Origin of the sequence: Streptomyces eurocidicus (assembly GCF_002891295.1) — a bacterium.
Classification (GTDB): Bacteria; Actinomycetota; Actinomycetes; order Streptomycetales; family Streptomycetaceae; genus Streptomyces; species Streptomyces eurocidicus.
Genome location: NZ_LGUI01000014.1, coordinates 77,265 through 98,177, shown reverse-complemented (window position 1 = coordinate 98,177; position 20,913 = coordinate 77,265). Strand labels below are relative to the sequence as shown.

General features: G+C 72.9%; 20 protein-coding genes and 1 tRNA gene. 9 read left to right on the top strand and 12 right to left on the bottom strand.

Translation table 11 applies throughout. The annotated features are described in order from the left end of the window. Positions 1 to 6 precede the first annotated feature (6 nt). Together AF335_RS32510 and AF335_RS32505 are read right to left on the bottom strand one after the other, a co-directional pair. Positions 7 to 1,353, bottom strand: coding sequence for an erythromycin esterase family protein (locus AF335_RS32510; protein ID WP_102922018.1), 1,347 nt, complete (start codon positions 1,351 to 1,353; stop codon positions 7 to 9). Between the two features lie 431 nt (positions 1,354 to 1,784). Continuing rightward, a complete protein-coding gene (locus tag AF335_RS32505) occupies positions 1,785 to 3,056 on the bottom strand; it encodes an exo-beta-N-acetylmuramidase NamZ family protein (RefSeq protein ID WP_102922017.1) in 1,272 nt (423 codons plus the stop codon). A 151-nt stretch (positions 3,057 to 3,207) separates the two neighbouring features. On the opposite strand from AF335_RS32505, the gene AF335_RS32500 reads away from it, so the two are divergent. Together AF335_RS32500 and AF335_RS32495 are read left to right on the top strand one after the other, a co-directional pair. Further along, positions 3,208 to 3,987, top strand: coding sequence for an SDR family oxidoreductase (locus tag AF335_RS32500; RefSeq protein WP_102922016.1), 780 nt, complete (start codon positions 3,208 to 3,210; stop codon positions 3,985 to 3,987). After that, complete coding sequence (locus tag AF335_RS32495) at positions 3,984 to 4,604, top strand: TetR/AcrR family transcriptional regulator (protein ID WP_102922015.1); 621 nt, start codon at positions 3,984 to 3,986, stop codon at positions 4,602 to 4,604. Before AF335_RS32500 ends, AF335_RS32495 begins: the two co-directional genes overlap by 4 nt. Positions 4,605 to 4,850: 246 nt before the next feature. Here AF335_RS32495 and AF335_RS32490 read toward each other — a convergent pair whose 3' ends face one another. From AF335_RS32490 to AF335_RS32475, 4 genes are all read right to left on the bottom strand, one after another. Then, a complete protein-coding gene (locus tag AF335_RS32490; protein ID WP_102922014.1) occupies positions 4,851 to 6,083 on the bottom strand; it encodes an acyl-CoA dehydrogenase family protein in 1,233 nt (410 codons plus the stop codon). Between the two features lie 7 nt (positions 6,084 to 6,090). Next, the gene (locus AF335_RS32485; RefSeq protein WP_102922013.1) at positions 6,091 to 7,173 is read right to left on the bottom strand and encodes a phosphotransferase family protein; all 1,083 of its coding nucleotides are present in this window, start codon (positions 7,171 to 7,173) and stop codon (positions 6,091 to 6,093) included. A gap of 118 nt (positions 7,174 to 7,291) precedes the next feature. Beyond that, positions 7,292 to 8,230, bottom strand: coding sequence for an MBL fold metallo-hydrolase (locus tag AF335_RS32480; RefSeq protein WP_102922012.1), 939 nt, complete (start codon positions 8,228 to 8,230; stop codon positions 7,292 to 7,294). A gap of 124 nt (positions 8,231 to 8,354) precedes the next feature. Continuing rightward, on the bottom strand, positions 8,355 to 8,795 hold the full coding sequence (locus AF335_RS32475; protein ID WP_102922011.1) for a MarR family winged helix-turn-helix transcriptional regulator: 441 nt from the start codon (positions 8,793 to 8,795) through the stop codon (positions 8,355 to 8,357). 170 nt (positions 8,796 to 8,965) lie between these two features. On the opposite strand from AF335_RS32475, the gene AF335_RS32470 reads away from it, so the two are divergent. Both AF335_RS32470 and AF335_RS32465 read left to right on the top strand, forming a co-directional pair. Continuing rightward, positions 8,966 to 10,474, top strand: a complete 1,509-nt coding sequence (locus AF335_RS32470; protein WP_102922010.1) for an MFS transporter — start codon at positions 8,966 to 8,968, stop codon at positions 10,472 to 10,474. 32 nt (positions 10,475 to 10,506) lie between these two features. Continuing rightward, positions 10,507 to 11,433, top strand: coding sequence for an NADP-dependent oxidoreductase (locus AF335_RS32465; RefSeq protein WP_102922009.1), 927 nt, complete (start codon positions 10,507 to 10,509; stop codon positions 11,431 to 11,433). A gap of 305 nt (positions 11,434 to 11,738) precedes the next feature. Here AF335_RS32465 and AF335_RS32460 read toward each other — a convergent pair whose 3' ends face one another. Together AF335_RS32460 and AF335_RS32455 are read right to left on the bottom strand one after the other, a co-directional pair. Then, the gene (locus AF335_RS32460; RefSeq protein ID WP_102922008.1) at positions 11,739 to 12,284 is read right to left on the bottom strand and encodes an NUDIX hydrolase; all 546 of its coding nucleotides are present in this window, start codon (positions 12,282 to 12,284) and stop codon (positions 11,739 to 11,741) included. Positions 12,285 to 12,339: 55 nt separating this feature from the next. Then, a complete protein-coding gene (locus tag AF335_RS32455; RefSeq protein ID WP_102922007.1) occupies positions 12,340 to 13,224 on the bottom strand; it encodes a DMT family transporter in 885 nt (294 codons plus the stop codon). Positions 13,225 to 13,619: 395 nt separating this feature from the next. Between AF335_RS32455 and AF335_RS32450 the strand changes: the two genes are divergently transcribed. Continuing rightward, positions 13,620 to 14,576 (top strand): hypothetical protein, encoded by a 957-nt coding sequence (locus AF335_RS32450; protein ID WP_102922006.1) that lies wholly within the window; start codon positions 13,620 to 13,622, stop codon positions 14,574 to 14,576. A gap of 42 nt (positions 14,577 to 14,618) precedes the next feature. Here the strand turns inward: AF335_RS32450 and AF335_RS32445 are convergent, their stop codons facing one another. The 3 genes from AF335_RS32445 to AF335_RS32435 all read right to left on the bottom strand — a co-directional run bounded on the left by AF335_RS32445 (position 14,619) and on the right by AF335_RS32435 (position 16,843). Then, the gene (locus AF335_RS32445) at positions 14,619 to 15,029 is read right to left on the bottom strand and encodes a (2Fe-2S) ferredoxin domain-containing protein (RefSeq protein ID WP_184743606.1); all 411 of its coding nucleotides are present in this window, start codon (positions 15,027 to 15,029) and stop codon (positions 14,619 to 14,621) included. A 113-nt stretch (positions 15,030 to 15,142) separates the two neighbouring features. After that, positions 15,143 to 16,594 carry a uridine transporter UriT gene (uriT, locus tag AF335_RS32440; protein ID WP_102922005.1) on the bottom strand — a complete coding sequence of 484 codons (1,452 nt, stop codon included), beginning with the start codon at positions 16,592 to 16,594 and terminating at the stop codon, positions 15,143 to 15,145. A 164-nt stretch (positions 16,595 to 16,758) separates the two neighbouring features. Continuing rightward, positions 16,759 to 16,843, bottom strand: a tRNA-Leu gene (locus AF335_RS32435). A 279-nt stretch (positions 16,844 to 17,122) separates the two neighbouring features. On the opposite strand from AF335_RS32435, the gene AF335_RS32430 reads away from it, so the two are divergent. The 3 genes from AF335_RS32430 (at position 17,123) to AF335_RS32420 (ending at position 19,883) form a co-directional block, all read left to right on the top strand. Continuing rightward, on the top strand, positions 17,123 to 18,466 hold the full coding sequence (locus AF335_RS32430) for a M20/M25/M40 family metallo-hydrolase (RefSeq protein ID WP_102922100.1): 1,344 nt from the start codon (positions 17,123 to 17,125) through the stop codon (positions 18,464 to 18,466). A gap of 129 nt (positions 18,467 to 18,595) precedes the next feature. Further along, on the top strand, positions 18,596 to 18,829 hold the full coding sequence (locus tag AF335_RS32425) for a chaplin (RefSeq protein WP_102922004.1): 234 nt from the start codon (positions 18,596 to 18,598) through the stop codon (positions 18,827 to 18,829). Positions 18,830 to 18,974: 145 nt separating this feature from the next. Next, positions 18,975 to 19,883, top strand: a complete 909-nt coding sequence (locus tag AF335_RS32420) for a chaplin (RefSeq protein WP_102922003.1) — start codon at positions 18,975 to 18,977, stop codon at positions 19,881 to 19,883. Positions 19,884 to 19,962: 79 nt separating this feature from the next. Here the strand turns inward: AF335_RS32420 and AF335_RS32415 are convergent, their stop codons facing one another. After that, positions 19,963 to 20,151 (bottom strand): DUF5703 family protein, encoded by a 189-nt coding sequence (locus tag AF335_RS32415; protein WP_095579155.1) that lies wholly within the window; start codon positions 20,149 to 20,151, stop codon positions 19,963 to 19,965. Between the two features lie 47 nt (positions 20,152 to 20,198). Between AF335_RS32415 and AF335_RS32410 the strand changes: the two genes are divergently transcribed. Next, entirely contained in the window at positions 20,199 to 20,906 is a 708-nt protein-coding gene (locus AF335_RS32410) for a hypothetical protein (RefSeq protein ID WP_102922002.1), read from the top strand. The last annotated feature ends 7 nt before the right edge of the window (positions 20,907 to 20,913 follow it).

Here is a 20,913-nt window from a genome sequence, read left to right as displayed (position 1 = left end):
TTGCCGCTAGGGGGCCAGCAGCCCGGCCTCCCGGACACGGTGCAGGTGGATGAGGATGTCGTACGAGGACGCCAGCGCCGTCATCCGGTCCGGCTCGGGGTAGGACGTACCGATGTTGCGCGTGGGCCGTGCCTCTTCCAGCCACTTCCGGGCCGGGGCGGGCGCGGTCCGCATGTCCAGCGCGTAGTCGCGGTAGGGCACCCGGTCGAGGGTGTGCTCGTTGCTGCCGGGGCGCGCCGGATCCAGCGTCACCACCCGGGTGCGGCCCTTGTCGTCCATCGCGTTGAACGAGCCCCGGTCGAACGTCAGCCGTACGTTGACGTAATCGCGCCCCAGCCGGTCCCGCAGGAACGCGCCCTGCATCCGCGGGTAGTCCTTCGGGTCGTCGGACACGTACGAGACATGGGCGTTGTGCGCCGACAGCACGACCTTGGCACCCGTCCGCTCGTGCCACCAGGCGGTGTTGGCGGCCATCACCTCGTCCCGGTAGCGCATGGTGTCGGCGACGCCCTTCGGGTCCTCCATGTCGAAGCGGTACATCCCGGCCGCCTGTGAGATCGCCCGCGCGTGCTGCACGGCGAGCTCGAACTCCCGCCGGTCGCCGTCCGGCCGCCGCTCTTCCAGCAGACCGAGGGCGGTGCGCGCGTCGGCGGCCATGGCGCGCCGTTCGGCGAGCGGGCGCTTGAGCATGCCCTGCATGGCGTCGGCCACGCCGGCACCGGGCACGGGCCGCTGCGCCCGGTACAGCTCGGTGAGACGGGGCAGCAGCGCGGGGTGGTGCGCGCGGACGTAGTCCGTCACCCGGTCGAAGGGCTCCGGTCCCGCGTAGGCGGCGTCGTTGCCCACGAAGTGGATCTTCCGCGAGTGCTGTGCGTTGTACGCGCGCATCCACTCGAACAGGTCCAGGTACTCACGGGTGTTCCACAGGCGGTACGCGTCCTGGAACTCCTCTCGCATGATCTTCCGGATGTCGCCCTTGCCGTGGACGACGTAGTCGTCGATCCGCAGCCCTGAGCTCCAGTTCGCCTCCAGGGCGAAGGCGGTGAACCCCTTCTCCTCCACGAGATGGCGCAGGACGCGGTGCTTGTTGGCGAAGAACTCGTGCGAACTGTGAGTGGCCTCGCCGAGCCCGACGACCTTGGCGTCACCGATCATGCGCCCGAGCGGCTGGAGATCGCCGGTGGGGCCGTTGGGTTCGGTGGTACGGAGGGGGTGGGCGATGCGGGTGAGGGTGGGGACGGGGTTGGGGTCGGGGTCGGTGGTGGTGGGCGCGGCTGTCGCGGTCAGTGTGCCCAGGGTGGTCAAGGCGAGGGTGAGGGCGAGCAGGAGGGCGGGGCGGCGCGGGGATCGCATGGGGATCCCTTCTCGGTGGGTGGGCGGATGGCTGTCCTTCCACGGTGCGGGGTGGGGTGGCGGGGGAGCCATCCGGTGGGCCCCCGGGGTGGGGTGGGGGTGTCCCTACCGGTGGGGGTGCGCCTGCGGCGGGCTTGTTCCCCTACCCGCCCCTTCCCGAACGGGGCTCTGCCCCGGACCCCGGTCCTCAATCTCCCCCAGCTACCGCTGGGAGGTGCCCCCAGACGGGCTGAGTTGTTGCCCGGAACCGGGCTGAGAGGTTGTTGCCCGGGCCGGGCGGAAAGCCGAGCTCGGACCGGGCGAAAATCCAGCCCGGCCGGCGATTGAGGCCACCGCGCGGAAGCGCGGAAAGGGGGCCCGGGGCCCTCCCCGGTTACGGGAAGGGGCGGGGCTGGGGAAGACGCCCCGCGCAGCGGCCGTTCCACCCGGCGTCAGTACAACAAATACCGCTCCCGAACCTCCCGGAACCCCGCCAGCCCCTCACCCCACGCCCCCACCACCTCATCCAGAGAAACCCCCGCGTCCACCCCCCGCCGCACGGCCTCCGTCCCCGCCAGCCGGTCCACCCACCCGTCCGCCCGCCACCCGAATCCGCCCCACACCCGCTTCGCCGTCATCAGCAGGGCCACCCCCGTCCGTACGGGGTCGTACACCCGCCGGTCGTACACATGGAGCTGGACGCCACCGATCGTCCGCCCCTGGAACTTGGAGAACACCGGTACCGCGTACGCCTCCCGGAACAGCACCCCCGGCAGCCCCAGGGCATTGGCCGCCTCCGCCCACCGGTGGTCGATGCCCTCCGCGCCGAGCAGTTCGAACGGGCGGGTCGTGCCGCGCCCTTCGGAGAGGACGGTGCCCTCGAAGAGGCAGGTGCCCGCGTAGGCGAGGGCCGTGTCGGGCGTGGGCATGTTGGGGCTGGGCGGCACCCACGGCAGCCCGGTCGCGTCGAAGAAGTCGCCGCGCCGCCAGCCCGCCATCCGCACCGTCTCCGGCCGCACGGCCCCGTCCAGGTACTCCCCGTCGAACAGCAGCGCCAGCTCGGCGACGGTCATGCCGTGCGTCAGGGGGAGGGGCTCGCGGCCGATGCCCGAGGCCAGGGCGCGTTCGAGCACCGGACCGTACGCCCCGCGCCCCGTCAGGGGGTTGGGGCGGTCCAGGACCATCAGGCGGACGCCCGCGAGCGCGGCGGCGGTCATACAGTCGTAGAGCGTCCAGATGTAGGTGTAGCAGCGGGTCCCCACGTCCTGGATGTCGAAGACGACCGTGTCCACCCCGGAGCGGGTGAAGACCTCCGCGAGCTGCCGGGGGCTCCGCCCGTAGGCGTCGTACACCGGCAGGCCCGTCGCCGGGTCGTGGTACGAGCCCTCCGAGCCCCCGGCCTGCGCCGTGCCCCGGAAGCCGTGCTCCGGCCCGAACACGGCCCGCAGGTCGACCCGGTCGTCCTCGTGCAGCACGTCCACGATGTGGCGGAGCCCCGCGGTGACGCCGGTCGGGTTGGTGACGACGCCCACGCGCCGCCCCGCGAGCCGGGCGAACCCCTCCTGGGCCAGCCGGTCGAAACCCGTCCGCACCCGGGGCCGGCGAGCCGCCGCGAGGGCCGGTCCCGGCGGGAGCGCCACCGCGCCGCCGGCCGCGGTGGTCAGGACCTGTCGCCGTGTCAGCGGGCGGGCGTACGGGGGCCGTCCCCCGGAAGAGTGCGGCATGGACAGGAACGCTAGCCCGCCGGCGCCCTGGCGGGCACGATTGCGGAGGGCGCGCCTCCAGGCCCGTCCGACCGGGCCGCCGCACCCTTCCGCTCCCACATACCGACTGGTTAGTCTGCCCGTGGAGCGGATCCGAGCCGAGGGAGCGAGCGTGGGCACAGTGCGGGACGCCGGAGTCGTGGTCACCGGAGCGGGAGGCGGCATCGGTGCCGCCCTCGCCCGCAGATTCGCCGCCGAGGGCGCCCGCGTCGTGGTCAACGACCTGGACGTCACCAAGGCCGAGGCGGTGGCCGAGGAGATCGGCGCGATCGCCGTCCCCGGCGACGCCTCCGGCGTCGTGCCCGCCGCCCGCAAGGCCCTCGGCGGCCGGGTCGACATCTACTGCGCCAACGCGGGCGTGGCCCCGGCGGGCGGCCCCGAGGCCGAGGAGGACCTGTGGGAGGCCGCCTGGGACGTCAATGTGATGGCGCACGTCCGGGCGGCCCGCGAACTGCTCCCCGAATGGCTGGACCGGGGCAGCGGCCGCTTCGTCGCCACCGTCTCCGCCGCCGGGCTGCTCACCATGCTCGGCTCGGCCCCCTACAGCGTCTCCAAGCACGCCGCCCTCGCCTTCGCGGAGTGGCTCTCGCTCACCTACCGCCACTGCGGCGTCGACGTCCACGCCATCTGCCCGCAGGGCGTCCGCACGGACATGCTGCGCGGCACCGGCGCGGCCGGCGAGCTGGTGCTCGTCCCCACCGCGATCGAGCCCGCGCAGGTCGCGGACGCCCTCTTCGAGGGCATGGCGGCGGGCCGCTTCCTGATCCTGCCGCACCCTGAGGTCGCCGACTACTACGCGGCGCGCGCCACCGACCCCGACCGCTGGCTGCGCGGCATGAACCACCTCCAGCGCCGGCTGGAGGAAGTGCCGGGCCAGGGGGTGGGCAGATGACCTCGGCCGGTACCGCCCCGCGCACGGGCGGGGAGGCCGACGGCGGCGGGAGACCGGTGCCGCAGCGGCTGCTGGCCGCCGCCACCCGCCTCTTCGCCGACCAGGGCTACGACCGCACGTCCGTACAGGAGATCGTCGAGGCCGCGGGCGTCACCAAGGGCGCCCTGTACCACTACTTCGGTTCCAAGGACGACCTGCTGCACGAGGTGTACGGGCGCGTCCTGCGCCTCCAGCAGGAGCGGCTGGACTCCTTCGCGGAGGCGGACGCGCCCGTGGAGCGGCGGCTGCGCGACGCCGCGGCCGACGTCGTCGTCACCACCCTGGAGAACCTCGACGACACGAAGATCTTCTTCCGTTCGATGCACCACCTCGGCCCCGAGAAGCTCGCCCAGGTGCGGGCGGAGCGGCGCCGCTACCACGAGCGCTTCCGCGCCCTGGTCGAGGAGGGCCAGCGCAGCGGTGTCTTCACCGCCGACACCCCGGCCGACCTGGTGGTGGACTACCACTTCGGCTCCGTCCACCACCTGGGCAGCTGGTACCACGCGGGGGGCGCGCTGGGCCCGCACGAGGTCGCGGACCACCTCGCGGACATGCTGCTGAGGGTGCTGCGGCCTTGAGGCGGCAGCTCCGCCCGGCTCCTGGAGCTCCGCCCGGCTCCTGGAGCACCGCCCGGCTTCCGGATCTCCGCCTGGCTTCCGGAGCTCCGCCCGGCTTCCGGAGCTTCGCCCGGTTCCCGGCGCCCTGCCCGGGGCGCCGCCCGGAACACCGGCCCCGGGGTTCCTGCCCGGTCTCCGGCGTAGGCCCGGCCGCCGGAACCCCTCCGGCGGCCGGCCCGGCGCACCAAGCGCCCGAGGGGTCGGCCCCTACGCGTACCGCCGCAACTCCCGCCGGGCCAGGGACCGCTGGTGCACCTCGTCCGGCCCGTCGGCCAGCCGCAGCGTCCGGGCCGCCGCCCACAGCTCCGCCAGCGGGAAGTCCTGGCTCACCCCGCCAGCCCCGTGCAGCTGCACCGCCTTGTCGAGGATGCCGGCCACCGTCCGCGGCGTCGCGATCTTGATGGCCTGGATCTCGGTGTGCGCCCCCCGGTTGCCGACCGTGTCCATCAGCCACGCGGTCTTGAGCACCAGCAGCCGCAGCTGCTCCACCGCGACCCGGGAGTCGGCGATCCACTCCTGGACGACGCCCTGCCGGGCCAGCGGCCCGCCGAACGCGGTACGGGACACCGCCCGCCGGCACATCAGCTCGATCGCCCGCTCGGCCATGCCGATCAGCCGCATGCAGTGGTGGATCCGGCCGGGCCCGAGCCGCGCCTGGGCGATGGCGAAGCCGCCGCCCTCCTCGCCGACGAGGTGCGCGGCCGGGACGCGGACGCCGTCGAGGACGACCTCGGCGTGACCGCCGTGGGAATGGTCCTCGTAGCCGTACACCCGCATGGCGCGGCGGACCGTGAGGCCCGGAGCGTCCCGGGGGACCAGGATCATCGACTGCTGACGGCGCGGGTCCGCGCCCTCCGGGTCGGTCTTCCCCATGACGATGAAGATCTCGCACGCGGGGTTCATGGCACCGGAGATGTACCACTTCCGGCCGGTGACGACGTAGTCCGCGCCGTCGCGCTCGATCCGCGTGCCGATGTTGGTGGCGTCCGAGGAGGCGACCTCCGGCTCCGTCATCGCGAAGGCCGAGCGGATCTCACCGGCCAGCAGCGGCTCCAGCCACCGCTTCCGCTGCTCCTCGGTGCCGAACTGCGCGAGCAGTTCCATGTTCCCGGTGTCGGGCGCCGCGCAGTTCAGGGCCGTGGGCGCGAGCTGGGGGCTGCGGCCGGTGATCTCGGCGAGCGGCGCGTACTGGAGGTTGGTCAGCCCTGCGCCGTGCTCCGCGCCGGGGAGGCCGTGCCGGTCTGTGAGGAAGAGGTTCCACAGCCCCTGGCGCCGGGCCTCCGCCTTGAGCTCCTCGACGACCGGCGGGGTGTCCCAGGGGGAGGCCAGGGCGGCGCGCTGCTCCTCCGCGACCGCCTCCGCCGGGTACACATGCGTGTCCATGAAGGCCAGCAGCCTGTCGCGGAGCTCTTCGGTGCGCGCGTCGAATGCGAAGTCCATGGTGCGCTCAGCCTTCCTGGAGGGTGGTGAGGCCGTTGTCGATGAAGAGCGGCACGAGCGCGCCTATCCGGTCGAAGCCCGCGCCGACGGTCTGCCCGAGGGTGTAGCGGTAGTGGATGCCTTCGAGGATCACCGCGAGCTTGAAATAGGCGAAGGCGGTGTACCAGGGCAGCGCCGAGACGTCGCGGCCCGAGCCGGCCGCGTAGCGCTCGACGATCTCCGCGGGCTCGGGGTGGCCCGGGGCGCCCCGGGTGGTGCCGACCGGTGAGCCGGGCACGGGCTCCTGCTCGCTGTACATCACCAGCAGGCCGAGGTCGGTGAGCGGGTCGCCCAGGGTGGACATCTCCCAGTCGAGGACCGCCCGCACCGAGTCGTCGGCGCCGATCAGGACGTTGTCGAGGCGGAAGTCGCCGTGCACGACGGTGGCGGCGGGGGAGTGCGGCAGCGCCTCGCCGAGCGCCGCGTGGAGCGTGTCGATGCCGGGCAGGTCGCGGTTCCGTGAGGCGTCCAGCTGCTTGCCCCAGCGCCGCAGCTGCCGCTCCAGGAAGCCCTCCGGCCGCCCGAAGTCCGCGAGGCCGGCCGCCGCGGGGTCCACCGCGTGCAGCTGGACGAGCGTGTCGGCGAGGCCGAGCACCACCCGGCGGGTGCGCTCCGGGCCGAGCGCGGAGAGCTGCTCGGCCGTGCGGAACGGGGTGCCCTCGACGAACTCCATGACGTAGAACGGCGATCCGAGCACGGATTCGTCCTCGCACAGCAGCAGGGGCTCCGGCACCGGGACGGGCGTCGGGTGCAGCGCGCTGATCACCCGGTGCTCGCGCCGCATGTCGTGCGCGGTGGCCAGCACATGTCCCAGGGGCGGGCGCCGCACCACCCAGCGGCCCACCCCGTCCGTGACCGCGTAGGTCAGGTTGGAACGGCCGCCTTCGATCAGCTCGGCGGTGAGCGGCCCTCGCACCAGCCCCGGCGACTCCCGCTCCAGATGGGCGCGCAGCGCTTCCGGGTCGAGCCCCGGGGGGCCGCTCCCGTCCTTCGGGAGGCCGGCCGGCGCGGGTGTCGCGGGGCTGGACGGACGGCTCGGCGAATGGCTCATCGACTGCTCCTCCAGGGGGGATCGAGCCCGCGGACGGTACCGTTCGGGATCATCATGCCGACCAGTCGGTATGTCGTCCAGAGGGCGTCGCTCGCCGACCGGCCCCGGAGCGCGGGCTTCAGGCGTGGCAGACCATCGGCCGTCCGCCGTTCATGGTCTGCATGTCCCCGAGGACAGTGGGCAGGTCGAGCGGGGAGCCCAGCGGCAGGCCGTCCAGTTCGGCGTACGCGCGGTGGATGTTGGCGACCAGCCGCTCGCCCTCGCGCAGCGCCGCGAACTCGCCGAGGTCCGTGGCGCGGGCGACCTCCAGCGGGGTGCGGCCGGCCGCGCGCCCGTCCCGCGCGAGCTCCTCGACCCAGCGGAAGTAGCGCTCCAGCGTGTCGTACACCCCGGGGTCGGTGACCCGGCCGTGGCCGGGCACGACGGTCGTGGCGTCGAGGCCGCGCAGGATCTCCAGCGAGCGCAGCGAGCCGCTGAGGGAGCCCATGAGGAGGAAGGGGGTGCCGCCGTTGAAGACGAGGTCGCCGGTGAAGACGACGCCTTGCTCGGGCAGCCAGGCGATGGTGTCCCCGACGGTGTGGGCGGGCCCGGGGTGGATCAGCCGCACCTCGGTGTCGCCGAGGTGCAGGGTCATCTCCTCGGTGTACGTGACCGTGGGCGGTGCCACGGTCACGCCGCCGTACTCGACGTCCGGCCAGATGGCGTGCAGCTGGAGGCCCGCGGCGAGCGTCTCGGAGCGGCAGGCCGCGTGCCCGAGGACCGTGGCCTCGGGGAAGACGAAGTTGCCGTAGGTGTGGTCGCCGTGGTGGTGGGTGTTGACGACCGCGGTGGGCGCCGCCGCGCCCTCCGCGAGCGCGGCGTCCCTCAGCAGCCGGGCCCGGCGTTCGGTCGCGGCGGTGTCGATCAGCGCCGTACGGCCGCCGCCCGTGACGATCCCCGCGTTGTTCAGACACCAGCCGCCGTCGGGCTGGATGAACGCGCGGACGCCGGGGGCGAGGAGGACGGTGTAGGGCTCCGTCCCCTCCGCGAGGTCCGTGGTGGCGGGCGTGATGGTCATCGTGGCCTCCCCTCGCCGTCCGCGCGGGATGCGCGGATCGGATTGCCCGTCAGAATACGGGCGCGGTCCGTCCGCTTGTGTAGGTGCCGTGTTGGCGGCGGGCGGCCCGGCGGGGCGGCCGCTCTCAGGCGCGGTGCTCCATGCCCGGTCGCAGTCGCTCCAGCAGTCCGTAGAGCGTGGTGCGCTCGTCCTCGTCCAGGGCGTCGAGGGCCGTGTGGGTGGCCTGCATCTCGGCCCGGACGCGGTGGATGGTCTCGCGGCCCTCCTCGGTGGCCACGACGTTCTTCACGCGTCGGTCGGCGGGGTCGGGCTCGCGGCGGACCAGGCCGCGGGCCTCCAGGCGGTCGACGATGCCGGTGACGTTGGAGGCGTCGCAGACCAGGAGGGTGGCGAGGCCGCGCATCGGGACCGGGCCCTTGAGCTGGGCGAGCAGTTTGGCCTGGACGGAGGTCAGGCCGTGGCGGCCCGCGGCGGCGGCGAAGTCCTGCCACTGGGCGGTGCCGAGCGCCGCCACCAGCTCCAGGAGCTGGGCCTTGGTCGGGGGCTGGGGAGTGGGGGCGGTCATGCCGTGAAGTGTACTCAAGAGGTTGAGGTCTTAAAGCATTAACTTGACTACCTGAAGTATCCAGGCCTAACCTCTCTCAAGTTGCTTGAGTACTTCAAGCATCCATGTGCTGAATTACTTCGGTCGTGAAACAACCCGGTCGTGAAGCAACACGAAGGACCCCACCACCCATGAGCTCCCCAGCCACCGCCACCCAGGGCCGGCCCGCCGACGGGCAGCGCAACGAGACGGTCATCGTCTTCGCGCTGAGCCTCGCCGCCATGGTCGTCTCGATGATGCAGACGCTGGTCGTGCCGATCCTCGGCCTCATCCAGAACGACCTGGAGACGACCTCCTCCAACGTCAGCTGGGTCACGACCGCCACCCTGCTCTCCGCCGCCGTCTTCACCCCGCTGCTCGGCCGCTTCGGCGACCAGCACGGCAAGAAGAAGACCCTCGTCGGCGTGCTGATAGTGATGGTCGCGGGCTCCGTCCTCGCGGCCGTCACCCACTCCCTCCTGTGGCTGATCGTCGGCCGTGTCCTCCAGGGCGCCGCGACCGCGATCTTCCCGCTCGCCCTGTCCGTCCTCCGCGAGGAGGTGCGCCCCGCCAAGCTGCCCGGCGCCATGGCCATGGTCAGCGGCACCCTCGCCTTCGGCAGCGGCCTCGCGCTCGTCGCCACCGGCCTGCTCACCTCGGGCGACAACCCCGACTACCGCAGCGCTTTCTGGCTGGCCACCGGCCTCGCCGCCCTCGCGCTCATCGCCGTCGCCACCCTGGTGCCCGCCACCAAGGAGACCACCGGCGGCCGCACGGACGTCCTCGGCGCGCTCACCCTCGCCGCCACCCTCGTCCTGCTCCTGCTGCCCATCACCCAGGGCCACGAGTGGGGCTGGTCCTCCGCCCGTACGATCGGCTGCTTCGCCGGCGCCGTCGTCATGGCCGCCCTGTGGACGTTCGTCGAGCGCAAGGTCGCAGAGCCGCTGGTGGACATGAAGATGTTCGTCCACCGCCCGGTGCTCTTCGCCAACATCGCCGGCCTGCTCGTCGGCTTCGGCTCCTTCGCCCTCTTCATCGGCGTCTCGTACCTCGTCCAGATGCCGTCGAAGATCACGGGCTACGGCTTCGACGCCAGCGTCCTGCGCGCCTCCGTCGAGTTCCTGCTGCCCAGCACGATCGTCTCGCTGCTCGCCGCCCCGGTCGGCGGCCAGCTCGTCCGGCACAAGGGCCCGCGCCTGGTCCTGCTGCTCGCCTCGCTCATCGGCACCGTGGGCTTCGTCTGGATCGCCCTCGACCACGAGCACGCCTTCTCCGTGATCGCCGCCGGCATGTTCGTCGGCGCGGCCATCAGCTTCGGCTACGCCGCCATGCCCGCCGTGATCGTCGCCAGCGTGCCGCACCACCAGACCGGCATCGCCAACGGCATCAACTCCATCTCCCGCTCCACCGGCAGCGCCATCGGCAGCGCGATGATCACCACGGTGCTGGCCTCCAAGAGCATCGAGCACCTGCCGCCGGGTGCGCCGAAGCTGCCCGCCGAGAGCCAGTTCTCGCTCACCTTCGTCATCGCGGGCACGGCGTTCCTGCTCGTCGCCTTTGTCGCCCAGCTGGGCCTGCGGAAGATCCACGGCCCGCACGCCGGCGAGGTGGCGGGCGGCGCCCCCGCGAAGGACGCTGGGACCGCACCCGCCCGCGCCTGACCCCGCCCACCCCCTACGAGGAGCGCAACCACATGAAGGCCATCAGCTACCGCGCCTACGGCGGCACCGAGGTCCTGGAATTCGGCGAGCTGCCCGACCCCAAGGTCGGCCCCGACGCCGTCCTGATCAAGGTCAAGGCCGCCGCGGTCAACCCCGTCGACTGGAAGGCCCAGGCCGGCTACCTCGACTCCGTCCTGACCCCCGTCTTCCCCGTCGTGCCCGGCTGGGACGTCTCCGGCGTGGTGGTGCGGCCCGGGCCGGACGCCACCGAGTTCGCGGCCGGCGACGAGGTCATCGGCTACGTCCGTGAGGACTTCCTCTCCCGGGGGACCTTCGCCGAGTACGTCGCGGCCCCGGTGCGCACCCTCGCCCGCAAGCCGGCCAACCTGAGCTTCGAGCAGGCCGCCGGACTGCCCCTCGCGGGCCTCACCGCCTACCAGGCGCTGGTCAAGGCGCTGAAGGCCGGGCAGGGCGACACCGTGCTGATCCACGCGGCGGCCGGCGGCGTCGGCTCGATGGCCGTCCAGATCGCGGTCCACCTCGGCGCCCGCGTCATCGGCACCGCGAGCGAGCGCAACCACGACTACCTGCGCGGCCTGGGCGCCGAGCCGGTCGTCTACGGCGACGGGCTCGCCGACCGGGTGCGGGCCCTGGCCCCGGACGGCGTCGACGCCGTGCTGGACCTGGCCGGCGGCGAGGCCCTCACGGTCTCCCCGGCCCTCCTCAAGGACGGCGGCCGCCTCGCGTCCGTCGCCGACCCGGCCGTCCTCGGCCTCGGTGGCCGCTATGTCTTCGTCCGCCCCGACGCGGCCGACCTCACGGCCCTGACCGAGCTGGCGGAGAGCGGCGTGCTCACCGTGGAGGTGGCGCGGACCTTCCCGCTGGAGAAGACGGCGGAGGCCCAGCGCCTGAACGCCGAGGGCCACACCAGGGGCAAGATCGTCGTGACCGTCGACTGACGGGACGGCGGTCCGGGGACGACCCCGGCCGGCGGGCGGCTCTCACGAGCCGGGGGACCCGGCGGCCGGGGTCGCTCTTGCCTTGCCCGCGTCCCGCACGGCGCCCGCCGGGAGCCCGGGCCGGCGCGGCCCATGACGCCCGTACGGTCCCGGCACGAGGCGTGCGGAGCTCCTGCGCCCGCCGGGTCACGAGGCTCGTACGGCCTCCACGTCCGGGACGTGAGGCGGGTGCGGTTCCCGAGCCGGCGGGTCCACGGCGCCCGTACGGTCCCTGGGCCCGCGGGGCGGCCACGCCCGTACGGCCCCTACGCCCGCCCCGCCGCGCGCTCCCGCAGCAAGCGGTACGCCTCGAAGCCGTCCGGCACCCACTCCCATTCCCCGAGCCTGGCCGCCACCTCCGCCTCGGAGAGGAACGTGTGCCAGGCCACCTCCTCCACCTGTGGCTCGACCGGTCCGTCCCACCGCACCTCGTAGACCGCCGACCACCACGACTGCCCCTCGGGCCCCTCGTAGAGGAAGCGGAACAGCGGTGTGGGGGCCGGCAGGCCCGGGGCGCCGAGTTCCTCCCGCGCCTCCCGCAGCGCGGCCTCGTCGTAGGACTCGCCGGCCGCCACCACGCCGCCGACGAACATGTCGTAGCGGGACGGGAAGACGAGCTTGCCCGGTGTGCGGCGATGGACGAAGATCCGCCCCGCGCCGTCCCGGGCCAGTACGAACACGCACCGGTGCCGCAGCCCCCGCGCGTACGCCTCACCGCGCGGCGCTTGGCCCACCACCTGGTCCCGCGCGTCCACGATGTCCAGAACCTCGTCCGCCGGCGAAGGGGCCGGGGGCTGCCGCTGATCGCTCATGGGCCCATCCAACCAGCGGCCCCCGCCGGACGGGACCCCGTCCGGCGACCGCGCCTCAGTGCGGCTGGAGGTTCCGCACCCGGCCCGGCTCCGCCGATCCCGACGGCATCGCCGGATGGCGTCCGATCAGGACGATGCCGAGGACGATCGCGGCCAGCCCCGCCGCCTCCCAGGCCAGCGCCCCCGGCGTCGTCCGCAGCCGGTCGCCCAGGAAGCCGACCCCGCAGACGATGCCCGCGATCGGCTGCGCCGCCGTCAGCGCGGGCAGCGACATCCGCAGCGGCGCCGTCTCGAAGGCGCTCTGCACCAGCACCAGCGCCGCGATCCCGAGCACCAGCACCCCGTAGGGCTGCCAGCTGGTGACGAGCGCGGTCCAGCCGCCCTCCTTCAGCCGCTCGCCGCTGAGCCGGGTCAGCGCGTCCTGTACGCCGTAGAGCATCCCTCCCGCGACGGCCAGCAGGGCCGCCTCCGTGCTCATCCGCAGCCGCTTGGCGATCGCCACCAGCAGCATCGCCCCGCCCACCATGAGACCCACGATCAGCCAGTGACGCAGGGGATCGGTGACGGACTCGCCGCCGCGCGGGCGGCCCGCGACGATGAAGGCCGCCACGCCGCCGGCCAGCAGCCACAGCCCGCACCAGCCCGTACGGCCCAGCCGCTCGCGGGTCTGCCAGCGCGACAGGGCCATCGCGAACAGCAGGTTCGTCGCCATCAGCGGCTCCACCAGCGACACCTCGCCGTGACCGAGCGCGATCGCGCCGAGCACCATGCCGACGATCATCAGCCCGATGCCGACCAGCCAGCGGGGCATGCGCATCAGGTCGAGCAGCAGCCGCAGGGAGAGGAAGTCGCTCATCGGGGCCCGCTGGGCGGCGTTCTGCTGGAACACGAAGCCGATGCCCAGGCAGCAGGCGGCCCCCATGGCGAAGGCGAAGACCATCACGTCGCGCACCTCAAGACCGGGTGGTCGTCGGAGACTTGACAGAAAAACGATAGCCGCCTCGGGGGCGGTGCGACGGCTGGGTACCCTTCTTCGCGCCGTCCATCCCTGGACAACGAGCGTTACGGCGGTGAAGTGCCCGGACGGGGGAGAGGGGATTTCCGAACGGAAATTCGTCGAACGTAAGTCCAGTAATCTCGCGCGGATCATCGCTTCCCGCCCCTCGCGTCACCGCAATCCCAGCCATTCGAACGCCAGTTGACGGATGGTCAGATTCAAGATCGACCTTGACGCGGAGCTGTGACTACCGCTTTGCTGTGCGTGACCGGCAGGGTCGGTCCGCGGGCGCCCGCCCCGGCGACCGGAGGGGACGCACGCGTGGAGGAAGCCCGTAGATGACGCCCCCGCCACTGCCGGGCCGCGCGCGGAGCAAGGCCGGCCCATCCTTCGACCCCGCCCTCGACGACGCCGAGCTCGCCACCGCCCGTGACGCCCTGGCCCGCGGCCGCTGGGCCGACGCCCGCAAGCTCCTCGCGGGGACGGGCGACGACTGGGACCGGCGCGGCCACCGTCTGGTGGTCCTCGCCGGAGCCGCCGGCAGCGCCGCCCGGGCCCGCGAGTGGCAGCTCGCCGAACCCGGCAGCCCCGATGCCGCCGCCCTCCTCGCCTGCGCCGCCGTCCGCCGCGCCGTCACCGGCGGGGAGAGCCCCGGCACGGCCCGTGCCGCCTGCCTCGCCGCCGCCCGGACGGCGCCCGCCGACCCCTCACCCTGGCTGGGCGTCCTCGTCCTCGCGCACCGCACGGGCACCGACGGCGAACGCGTCCGTGCCTTCGACCAGGTGCGCGCCCGGTACCGCGACCACCACCACGCGCACCACCTGATGGTCGCCTGCCTGGCCGAACGGCAGCGGGGCGACCGGGACGACCCCCTCCACGAGGTCTACGACTTCGCCTCCTGGGCCGCCGAGCAGGCACCCGCCGACTCGCCCCTGGCCGTGCTCCCCGTCGTCGCCCACGCCGAGCGCTACCGCGTCCTCGCCCGCGCCGGTCTCGAACCCCGCGACCCCGCGCGCTCCGGCCACTGGACGGGCCGCCGTGCGCGCCAGGTCATGAAGGCCGCCTTCGACTGGTGGCTGGAATGGGACGTCGACGACGGCACGGCACACCCCCGCCGGAAGATCGACCTCAACTACCTGGCGCACGCCAAGCTCCACGAAGGCCGCCCGGCCGAGGCGGCCGCCCTGCTCACCCGCATCGGCCCGCACGCCACGCGCGCCCCCTGGTCGTACCCGGACCGGGATCCCCGGAAGGCGTTCCGGGCCGCGCGCCGCACCACCCTCGGCGCCTCCTGAGACGGTGCGGACCTCGCCGACCGCCCCGGGGCGCTCCCCTTCCTACTCCTCCAGTCCCTTACCCACCCGCCGCGAAGCCGTGAACGCGTACAGATCCAGCACCCCCGGCGGTTCCGCGACCCCCGGGCCGCCGCTCCGTACCCACTCCGCGATGTCCGCCAGCGCGTCGTCGTCGTTGACCAGGCCCAGCCACACCGGCCGCCCGCCCGCCGCGCGCCCGGCCGCCGAGGGCTGGACGACCACGACGTTCGCCTGTTCGCAGACGTCCAGGCACTCCGAGGCCCGTACCCGCGCCGCGTCCCCCACGGCGGCCCGCAGCCGGGCGATCTGCCCGGCGTGGTCGACGCCGGGCACCTTCCGCGGATCGCCGCAGCAGCAGCCCCGGCACACCGTGATCCGGCAGGGCGCGGCGGCGGGTGCGGGTACGGCGCGGCGGGAGCGGTTGGTGATCATCGGGCGATGATACGCAGCGGGAGAAGCGCCTGGATGTGACGTGTCCCCCACGGGAAGCCCGTGGGGGACACGTCACATCCAGGGAGGGCCGGGAAGGGGTTCCCGGCCGTGCGTCAGTCGTGCGCCTCCGCCGTCACCGGCTTCGGGATCAGGAAGGACGTCGCGAGCGCGGCGGCCAGGATGGCGACTCCGGCGATCATGCCGGAGGTGTAGCCGGTGGCCGAGGACGGGTCCGAGGGGGCGGTCGCGGTCTTCACCGCGTAGAGGAGGGCGAAGCTCAGGCCCGCGCCCAGGTTGAAGGCGCCCGCGTTGAGGCCGGGGAGGAAGCCCGGGTTGTCGTCGGGGGAGAGGACGATGCCCAGGCCGTTGAGCACGATGTTCGCCACACCCGCGTAGGTGATGCCGACCAGCAGCGAGGCCACCAGCAGCATGACGCGCGAGTGGGACGGGACGGTGAGGATCATCAGCACGACGGAGGCCGCGGCGCCGACGAGCCCGAGCCGCAGGACGCGGCCGTATCCGTGGGTGGCGGCGAGCCGCCCGGCGATCGGGCCCATCGCCAGCCCGGCGAGGGCGTAGGGCGTCAGGGTCCACCACGCGGACTGTTCGGCGGTCATGCCGAGACCCGCTTCGGCGTCCTGCGCGAACGACGGGATCAGCCCGTTCATGACGGCGAAGACGCCGGTCATGGTGAGCACGGTGGTCAGCAGGGTCGCCCAGGTCGCGCGGCGGCGCAGGTGGTGCGTGGCGACCAGCGGGTGGCCGCTGCGGTCCTCGGTCCGCCAGAACAGGGCGAAGGCGACCGCGGCGACGGCCGTCAGGACGCCGACGAGCGTCCAGTTCGCGGCGCCGAGCTTGCCGGCCTCGTTGAGTGCGACGAGCAGCGAGCCGACCGAGACGACCAGGAGGCCGACGCCGGGCCAGTCCATCCGGTTCGCGGCGGGCACCTTGGACTCGGGGGTCAGGGTCGCGACGAGGACGGTGGCGATGACGGCGACGACGGCCATCGCCCAGAAGACGGCCTGGAAGCCGTGGTTGTCGGCGAGGAAGCCGCCGGCGAGGGAGTCGACGCCGGCGATGCCGCCGTTCACCGCGGTGATCGCGCCCAGCAGGGTGCCGTACCGCTTCGGCTCGGTGACCTCGACCCTCAGCATGATCAGGCACAGCGGGACCGTCGGGCCCGACGCGCCCTGGATCACCCGGCCGACGAAGAGCATGGGCACGCTCTGCGCCAGCGCGGCGACCACACAGCCGACGGCCATCAGGGCCAGCATCCCGGCCAGGACCTTCCGGCGGCCGATGACGTCGCCGAGCCTCGGCAGGAAGAGCGAGAACAGGGCGGCCGAGGTGAAGAACGCGGTCTGGGTGAGCCCGATCTCGGCGGAGCTGGCACCGAGGCTGTCCTCGATGCTCTTGAGCGCCGGGCTGAGCATGCTGGCGTTGAGCTGGAAGGCGACACAGGCCGTGAGCAGTGCGGTGACCAGTACCGCCACCCTGGTGGGGCGGCTGCTGGTCGCGCCGGTGGGCCGGTCGCCGGGGGTGCGGTCAGTAGGGGAAGGGTTCATGCCTCGTGGATCTCTGCGAGCGCAGCGAAGCGGCTGCTACCGGGGTGGTCAAAGATACCGACTCCGGTCAAAAGGGTCGTTTCTTCGGGGTGCTGTTCGCGCGGATGGTCGCACGGGCTCCCAAACACAGAAAAGCCCCAGCAAATGCTGGGGCTTTCCTTCTGTGTCCGAGGGGGGACTTGAACCCCCACGCCCGATAAAGGGCACTAGCACCTCAAGCTAGCGCGTCTGCCATTCCGCCACCCGGACCGGGTGTTTCGTCTTCCGGGGCGTTCCCCTTCCGACGAGGAAAACAATACCAAAGATCTGGGGGTGCTCGATCACCCGCTCGGCCGGACCCCGGCGACCCGTCCCCGAGGCCCCCGGGCGGGCCCGTGACCGCCGCCGCGGCGCCCACTGTGACCGGGGGATGTCGGCAGCATTGCGGCCTTGGGCTGAGGCGGACGGAGAGGGAGGATGGCGGTGGACCACGCCGCGGGCCCGTCCGTGACCCGGGCGGGCGCGCGGCAGCGAACCAGAGGAGGCAGCGTGAGCGAGTCGAAGCCGGCCGGCGCCGGGGCGGGCAGGAGCGCCGGGGACGCCGAGAGGGAGGTCGTCGACCTCTGCCGCGATCTGATCCGGATCGACACCAGCAACTACGGCGACCACTCCGGACCGGGAGAGCGCGCCGCCGCCGAGTACGTGGCCGAGAAGCTCGCCGAGGTCGGGCTGGAGCCGCAGATCTTCGAGTCCCACAAGGGCCGTGCCTCGACGGTGGCGAGGATCGAGGGCGAGGACCCGTCCCGCCCGGCCCTGCTCATCCACGGGCACACCGACGTCGTCCCGGCCAACGCCGAGGACTGGACCCACCACCCCTTCGCGGGCGAGATCGCCGACGGCTGCCTGTGGGGGCGCGGCGCGGTCGACATGAAGGACATGGACGCGATGACCCTCGCGGTCGTCCGCGACCGGATGCGCTCCGGGCGCAAGCCCCCGCGCGACATCGTGCTCGCCTTCCTCGCGGACGAGGAGGCCGGCGGTGTCTACGGCGCCCGCTACCTGGTGGACAGGCACCCCGGGCTCTTCGAGGGGGTGACCGAGGCGATCGGCGAGGTCGGCGGCTTCTCCTTCACCGTCAACGAGAACCTGCGGCTCTATCTGATCGAGACCGCCCAGAAGGGCATGCACTGGATGCGGCTCACCGTGGACGGCACCGCCGGGCACGGCTCGATGACCAACAAGGACAACGCGATCACGGAGCTGTGCGAGGCGGTCGGCCGGCTCGGCCGGCACGAGTTCCCGGTCCGGGTGACCAAGACCGTGCGGTCCTTCCTCGACGAGCTCTCCGACGCGCTGGGCACTCCGCTCGACCCCGAGGACATGGAGACGACGCTCGCCAAGCTCGGCGGCATCGCCAAGATGATCGGCACCACCCTGCGCAACACCGCGGCCCCGACCATGCTCGGCGCCGGGTACAAGGTGAACGTCATCCCGGGCCAGGCCGTCGCACACGTCGACGGCCGGTTCCTGCCGGGGTACGAGGAGGAGTTCCTCGCGGACCTCGACCGGATCCTCGGGCCGCGGGTCAGGCGCGAGGACGTGCACGCCGACAAGGCGCTGGAGACGAGCTTCGACGGCGCCCTCGTCGACGCGATGCAGTCGGCGCTCAAGGCCGAGGACCCGATCGCGCGGGCCGTGCCGTACATGCTCTCCGGCGGCACCGACGCCAAGTCCTTCGACGACCTCGGCATCCGCTGCTTCGGCTTCGCGCCGCTCCAGCTGCCGCCGGAGCTCGACTTCGCCGGGATGTTCCACGGCGTCGACGAGCGGGTGCCCCTGGAGGGCCTGAGGTTCGGCGCACGGGTGCTCGACCGGTTCATCGATCAGTGCTGAAACATCGTAAGTTCGTTTCTTCGCCACCGGAAAGAGTGAATGAATTGAGGGTTGCGTAGCCCGATTACCTCCTCGTCGTTACAGGTGTGCGGTCCGCGGCTGGGGCCGCTTGCCAACTAGGAGGAACCAATGCTCAAGAAGGTTGTCGCTGCTGCAGCGGTCACCGGTGGCGTCGTGCTCGCGGGTTCGGGCGTCGCCATGGCCAGCTCGGGTGCGCAGGGTGCCGCGGTGGACTCCCCCGGCGTCGTGTCGGGGAACGTCATCCAGGTCCCGGTGCACGTCCCGGTGAACCTCTGCGGCAACTCGATCAACGTCGTCGGGCTGCTGAACCCCACCTTCGGCAACAAGTGCGTCAACAACTGACGTTGTGCCTCATCCCGTAAAGGGTGTGAAGGGCGGCTCCGGGGTGCGCTGCGTGCGCGCCTCCGGGGCCGTCCGGTCTTCCTGCGCGTGGGCCTCGTGCGCCCGCGCGTGTTCCGCACGGTAAGGCAAGAGAGGCAGTAACGTCATGCGACAGGTGGCCAAGAAGAGCTTGATCACCGCGGCGGCGGCAAGTGGCGTGATCGCCATGACCGGCGCGTACTCCTACGCGGACTCGGGGGCCCACGGCGTGGCCTCCCACTCGCCGGGTGTGGCGTCCGGAAACACCGTCCAGGTCCCCGTGCACGTCCCGGTGAACGCCTGCGGCAACACCGTGAACGTGATCGGTGCGCTCAACCCGGCCTCGGGCAACCGCTGTGCCAACGGCGGCGACCACGGCCAGGGCGGCCACGGCAAGGGCGGCGGCAACCACGGCGGAGGCGGCGCGCACGGCGCGGCCTCCGACTCGCCGGGTGTCGCCTCCGGTAACACCGTCCAGGTCCCGGTGGACGTGCCGGTGAACGCCTGCGGCAACAGCGTCAGCGTCGTCGGCATCGGGAACCCCGCCACCGGCAACGGCTGCGCCAACGCAGGCGGTCACGTCGGCGGTCACGACCACCAGTGGCCGGGACACCCGGGGCACCAGAACCCGCCCCACCACCCTCCGGGCAAGCCGGGGGAGCCGGGGGAGCACAAGCCCCCCACACACCACAACCCGGGACATGAGCAGCCCGGCCACAAGCCGCCTGCCCACCCCCACAAGCCGGCGGACCACAAGCCCGCCGAGCACCCGGCCGGCCACAAGCCGGGCGAACACCCCGCGGGTCACAAGCCCACCGGGGAGCACGGCGCGCACCTCACCCCCGTTGCGCACCACATGACGCCCGAGGTGAAGGACGCCCACCGTGACGGTGGCGTCCTCGCGGCCCCGGCGGCCAAGGCCGTCGAGCTCGCGCACACCGGTGCGGGTCAGCTGGGCATGGCCGGCGCCGCCAGCGCCGGGCTGCTCCTGGGCGGGGCGGTCATCTACCGCCGTGCCCGCGCCGCGCAGAACTGATCCGGCTCACCCCGGACGGAGTACATACGCACACAGCACGGAGCGGGGCCCGCGGCCGCGGGCCCCGCTCCGTATGCGTTCACCACGTGGCGCGCAGCTGGCGGATGATCCGGCGTCGCAGCCGCACCCGGCGGCTGCCGTCGGGATAGAGTCGCAGTCGGTCCAACTCCCAGTGTCTGTACTCGGCGTGGTCGGTCAGCAGGCGTGTGGTCGCCCCTCGGGAGACCCCGCGAGGCACATACACATCACAGAATTCGTATTCCGGCATCGCATCTATTGTGCGGGAACGGCCCCGGTGCGGATAGCGTCTGCACTATGTCTGATGCTGCGCAGCCAACCGCTGCCGAGGTACGCGCCGCCGCCGAGGCGGTCAAAGCCGCGCTGGACCGTCACCTCGCCGCCGTCGAACGCCGGTCGGGCGAGGACGACCCGGCCGTCTACGCCGCGTTCAACGAGCTGGCCGCGACAGCCGAGGCGTACGACGAACTGCTGTACGACGTCTATGACGAGGTGACCCCCTTCGAGATCCCGGGCGACGACACGCTGCCCGCCTACGCGGGGCCGGAGGAACCCAGCGCCCTGAGCGTCCTGATCCGCCGGGACTACGCGGTGGTCGAGCCCCAGCGGCTCCTCTCCCAGGCCCAGCGGGTCGCCGATCTCGATCCGGACATCGCCGCGGACGCGGGGGTGCCGGGTGGTACGGCGGGCATCGTCGGCAGCAGCGTGCACGCCGCGCTCGGCGTGCTGTTCGGCGAGTACGAACCCGACGAGATCGCTTCCCGGCACAAGGAGTTCGGCCTGGAGGAGGGCGACTCCACGCTCTGGGTCGCCGCCGCCGAGGACCAGGCCGAGCCGGGCGAGTGGCTCGGCGCGCCCTTCGACCAGGCCGACCCGCAGCGGGTCATCTGCCGTTTCGACGTGAGCGCCGTCTTCGACGAGGACCTGGATCTCGACGATGACGGCGACGACGCCGACGACGAGGAGCCGGACGGCGGGGGAGGCCCTGGGGGGCCGGGGCGCTGACGCCGCG